Below are 4,405 nucleotides of genomic sequence, written 5' to 3' on the forward strand. Positions count from 1 at the left end.
GAGCAGAGCCGGATAGGCACCCAAAGGAACTGCACTCAGGTGAAGGATGCATAGCGCTCCAACGAAGCCCAGCATTCCCGGAACCCCGTTTGCAATAACTGAAGAAGTTGCCATTCCACCAATACGAGGGTGGAGGATCAGGGCGAGGCTGACCAGCACAACCGGAGCCAAAGCCGCAGCGGCCGCAATGGCAGGTCCGAGCGTTCTCCCAGCCAGAACCGTTCCCCCGACAACAGCCATGACTAGAGTAGCCCGGAACAGAACATCCCACGATTTCTTTTGGAGGCGGGGGGGCGTATCCGTTCCCGTTAGCCGACGCGCATAGACAAGCGCAGCCGCAAAGACCACGCCATTCAGGGCAAGGGCGCTGCCGAGGGTCCATTGTCCTTGCAGGATGAGGGACACAAAAACCGCCCATGCCGTGAATGCCGCCCCGATGCTCGCCAATACGCTGCGATGCCGGGCAACAGTGGCATAGACAACCATGTACACGACGGTGGCAGCCGTAACCGGAAGTCCGGCCAGAGCACTCTCCGAGATGAACTCGGCGCTATGCTCGGTGGCCAGGAACGCGAAAGCCGGCCCTGCCGAGATCGGCAGGGTAGCGACCATCGCTCCGAGGAAAGGGCCGCTTCTCTCGACGATCTTCGATGCGCTCACAACGATTGCAGCTGCGAGCAGCATCTTGGCGAGCAGAAGTGCCCAGAACGATAGATCCACGGATATTGTCTCTGGGCTGTCAGCCGCGGTTAGGAAACGACCGGCAGGGTCTCGATCTCATAAGCGTGCCGCATGACACGGGTCAACACCGGATCCTCGAGCTCCATCTCAAAGCGGGTGCCCGGCCGGATTCCGCCGATAGCTCCAAGGGTTCCGCAATACATCACGCTTCCTGGCGCGATCTCTAATCCGGGAGGACGGCGATCAATGAGATCCTGGGGCGTTCTGAGAGCTGCCAGAGTGCCTTCCTGATAGAGCACGCGTTCTCCATCGATGGTTGCCCAGGAGCGCAGGATGATCTGGTCCCAATGAGCCTCGAGCTCATCCAAGCGCCACAGAGTTTTGCCGACTGGCTTGGCGCAGAGCTGCTTTGAAAGAGCGATACCTGCTGTTTCAGCCTTGCGATCCGTGTGATCGGAACCGATGCCGATCCAGTAGCCGTCTGCGAGCGCCACCAGCACCGGCTCTACCTCGCCCGAGGAGTCGGGTCCGAGAACCTCGACACGCTCGGATTGGGTGAGATTGCTGGCAGATGCTCGATAGTAAACTGGAACCGAAGACGGGCGCGGCACGCCGATGGCAGCGAGTTCCTCGATGTGATGCTGGATCGCGTGCTCATCCCGGCCTGCCCAACCCGCAATGACTAAAGTCTGCGGTTCAAGGCCGATCCGATCCTCACCAGTCTGTGAGATACGATTGAACGTGAGCAAGATTAGCCTCCGAAATGAGCCGGCAGCCACAGGGCCAAGCCGGGGAAAAGCGCGAGCAGCAGTATGAGAACCAGCATTGAAAAGACGAAGGGGATTGATCCTATGATCACGTCGTTGAGGCTTCCCCTGGTGCGAAGCGACTGCACGACATAGAGGTTGAGTCCCACAGGAGGTGTGATCAATGCAGCCTCGATGAGAACGACGATGACGACGCCCAGCCAGATCGGATCGAAGCCGAGAGCCACCATGACGGGAGCAACGATCGGGATCGTGGTGATCATCATGGAGAGCGTCTCCATGAAGCAACCGAGGATCAGGTAGAACACAACGACTGCCAGCAGCATCTGGTACTTGGAAAGGCCCAGGCCGGCCACAGTATCCGTGATCATCTGGGTCAGTCCGATGGCCGTAATCACGAAGTTGAGGAAGTAGGCGGCGATGATGATCAACATGATCATCGCGGTCGTCCGCATGGTGTTCTCGAACGCCTCGATCAGCATTTTAACGCTGAGCCGCCGGAAGAACGCCGCGAGCACCAGGGCCGCAATCACTCCAAGCGATGCAGCCTCAGTCGGCGTTGCGATGCCCGCATAGATCGAACCGACAACGACAAGGAAGATTCCCATTGGAGGCAAAAGATCGGGAAGGCTGGCGAAACGTTCCCTCCATGTCGTCCGGATCGGCTTTCCACCCCAGGCAGGCCTGAACAGGCAAGCCGCAACGATGAACGCCATGAACAATCCGGCAAGACCAAGACCCGGAATGATTGCGGCCAGGTAGAGCTTGGGAATCGAGGTGTCGGTCAGAACGGCGTAGATGATGATGTTGATCGACGGCGGGATCAGAATGCCGAGGGTTCCGCCGGCTGCCAGCGTTCCGAGAAACAGGCGCTCGTTGTAGCCGTGGCGATTGACGAGCGGAAGCGCGACTGTGCCCACGGTTGCCGCCGTAGCAACCGAGGATCCGGACGTGGCGGCGAAGATGGCGCAGGAGCCAATGTTCGAGTGCATCAGGCCGCCCGGAAGCCAGGACAGCCACTTGACCATCGCGGAATACATCCTTTCGGCGACGCCGGAGCGCAGCAGAATCTCACCGAGCAGGATGAACATCGGGATCGAGACGAGAAGAAAGTCACGGCCTGCCGACCAGGCGATTTCGCCCATCGCCAGGCTGAGAGGCATCGTGCTGAAGAGTTGCTCGAGAACGAGGCCGAGCACGCCGATAGCAGCGGCCACCGGAATGGCGAGGGCAAGAAGCCCGAGGAGAATGATGAGCGTTGTACCAAGCATGGTGTCAGCGGTCCAGCCTTGTGTGGGGAGCCTGAAGTTCGGCGGTGTGGCTAGATTCCTCGGCCGCGCTCTCCTCGAGGGTCATGGCGCCTGCGAGTTGACTGACCTTTGGCAGATCGCCCGTGACCAGGGCGATCACGCTCCGCAGGAGCAAAGGCACAATCGTGAAGAGAAAGAAAAAGAAGCCGACGACCCAGAGAGACTGCGGAATCCACAAGGGCGTTCCGAGAGGCGTAGTCGAGTGAGTGTCGAAGAGAAGTGAGTCCTGAAGGACGAGCATTGATCGCCAAGTGAGGTACCCCACGAACACGAGGAGCGACAAGAGAGCAAGAATATCGAGACAGCTTGTCACCCTGAGAGGAAGCCGCCCATAAACGGCGTCGACACGGACATTGGCGCGCCGCAGCAGCGTGAAGCCAAGAGCCCAGGTGGTGCCGATTGCGAAGGCATAACCGGAAAGCTCATCGGCGCCGCCAAGCGTGATCAGCACGGTCTTGCGCAGTAGAACATCCAATCCGACGAGCAATGCGGCAGCCAACATCATGGCGCCCGCGAGCCGTACTGCCAGCGTGGAGAGACGATCCGCGAGCGCGAGCCAGCGGTCAAGAACAGCTATCATGACATCATCAATCTTTTGGGAAGCCTCCCGCAAGGAGGGGAGGCTTCGGGAATAAGCACTAGGGGTGAATAACCCGCGGTCCTTAGTTGGACTTGGCTTGAATGTTGATGGTCTTACCGACGGAGCTGTTCCAGTTCTCCACGCAATCACCGGGGCAGCGTGCTGCCCACTTGGGAACCACGGTCTCGGAGAGCACCTTCGTCAAAAAGGTCCTGTCAGCGTCGGTGATCGGCACGAAGGTCATATTCGCTTTGGTGCCGAGCTTGCAGGTGTCCTTGCCGGTGTTGCAGTCGAAGCCCTGCTGGGTCTCTTCATCGGCACCCTTCCAGATCCGATCCTCGAGGTCAGCGATTTCCTTTTCCAGGAATGTGCGGACGTTCGGGGCGAGGCTGTTCCAGCGCTTTTGATTCACGCCGAACATCACCTGACTCCAGCCAACGGGCAGCTGGTGAATGTGGGTCGAGACTTCGTACCACTTTGCCGAGTTGCCCGAGAGAGTGCCGGTGATCGCGCAGTCGACAACCTTGTTTTGCAGCGCGGGGACGACCTCGCTGAAGGTCATCGTCACCCCTGTGCCGCCGAGAGCCTCGACGAATTCCGCGAGAGTGCGATTGCCGGTACGGACCTTCTTGCCCTTGAGGTCTGCGAGGCTCTTGATCTCGCTGTTGCAGTAGATAACCTGCGCAGGATAGGGCCAAATACCCAGCACTTTGATGCCGAACTTCTCGCCGTAGAACTTGTCGTAAACCGGCTTGTAGGCGTCGGAGATCTTGCGGGCGGTTTCGATGTCGGGCGCAAGGCCCGCAAGGTCGATGGCTTCGTTACGGGCGTCGTCGCCTGCCACATAACCAAGAACGGTGGAGCCGAAATCAATCACGCCGAGGCGCATCAGGCGGAAGATTTCCGCGCCCTTCATGCCCATTTCGTTGAACGGCGTGATTTCAGCAGTGATGGCTCCGTTCGACTTCTCGGTGATCTCCTTGGTCCAGAAGGGCTGCTCGAAGCTCTTGTACTGCGAAAGGTTGCCCCACGCACCAACCACTTTGAGGTGGGTCTTGGGCAGGTCC

The 4,405-nt window shown here is 59.3% G+C and carries 5 protein-coding genes; all 5 read right to left on the reverse strand.

Features of this window, described 5'->3' with window-relative positions; all coding sequences use genetic code 11:
* A partial coding sequence (locus ACXJKO_RS29995) for a hypothetical protein (protein ID WP_457094672.1) occupies positions 1 to 720 on the reverse strand: 720 nt, incomplete at its 3' end.
* A 29-nt stretch (positions 721 to 749) separates the two neighbouring features.
* Positions 750 to 1,433, reverse strand: a complete 684-nt coding sequence (locus tag ACXJKO_RS30000; protein ID WP_457094676.1) for a DUF2848 domain-containing protein — start codon at positions 1,431 to 1,433, stop codon at positions 750 to 752.
* Positions 1,433 to 2,719: a TRAP transporter large permease gene (locus ACXJKO_RS30005; protein WP_457094673.1), complete on the reverse strand. Its 1,287-nt coding sequence runs from the start codon at positions 2,717 to 2,719 to the stop codon at positions 1,433 to 1,435. The genes ACXJKO_RS30000 and ACXJKO_RS30005 overlap by 1 nt, the downstream gene beginning before the upstream one ends.
* 4 nt (positions 2,720 to 2,723) lie before the next feature.
* Entirely contained in the window at positions 2,724 to 3,338 is a 615-nt protein-coding gene (locus tag ACXJKO_RS30010; RefSeq protein WP_457094674.1) for a TRAP transporter small permease subunit, read from the reverse strand.
* 82 nt (positions 3,339 to 3,420) lie between these two features.
* Positions 3,421 to 4,405: TRAP transporter substrate-binding protein (locus tag ACXJKO_RS30015; protein WP_457094675.1), on the reverse strand; the 985-nt coding region annotated here is incomplete at its 5' end.

Source organism: Microvirga sp. P5_D2, assembly GCF_054049475.1.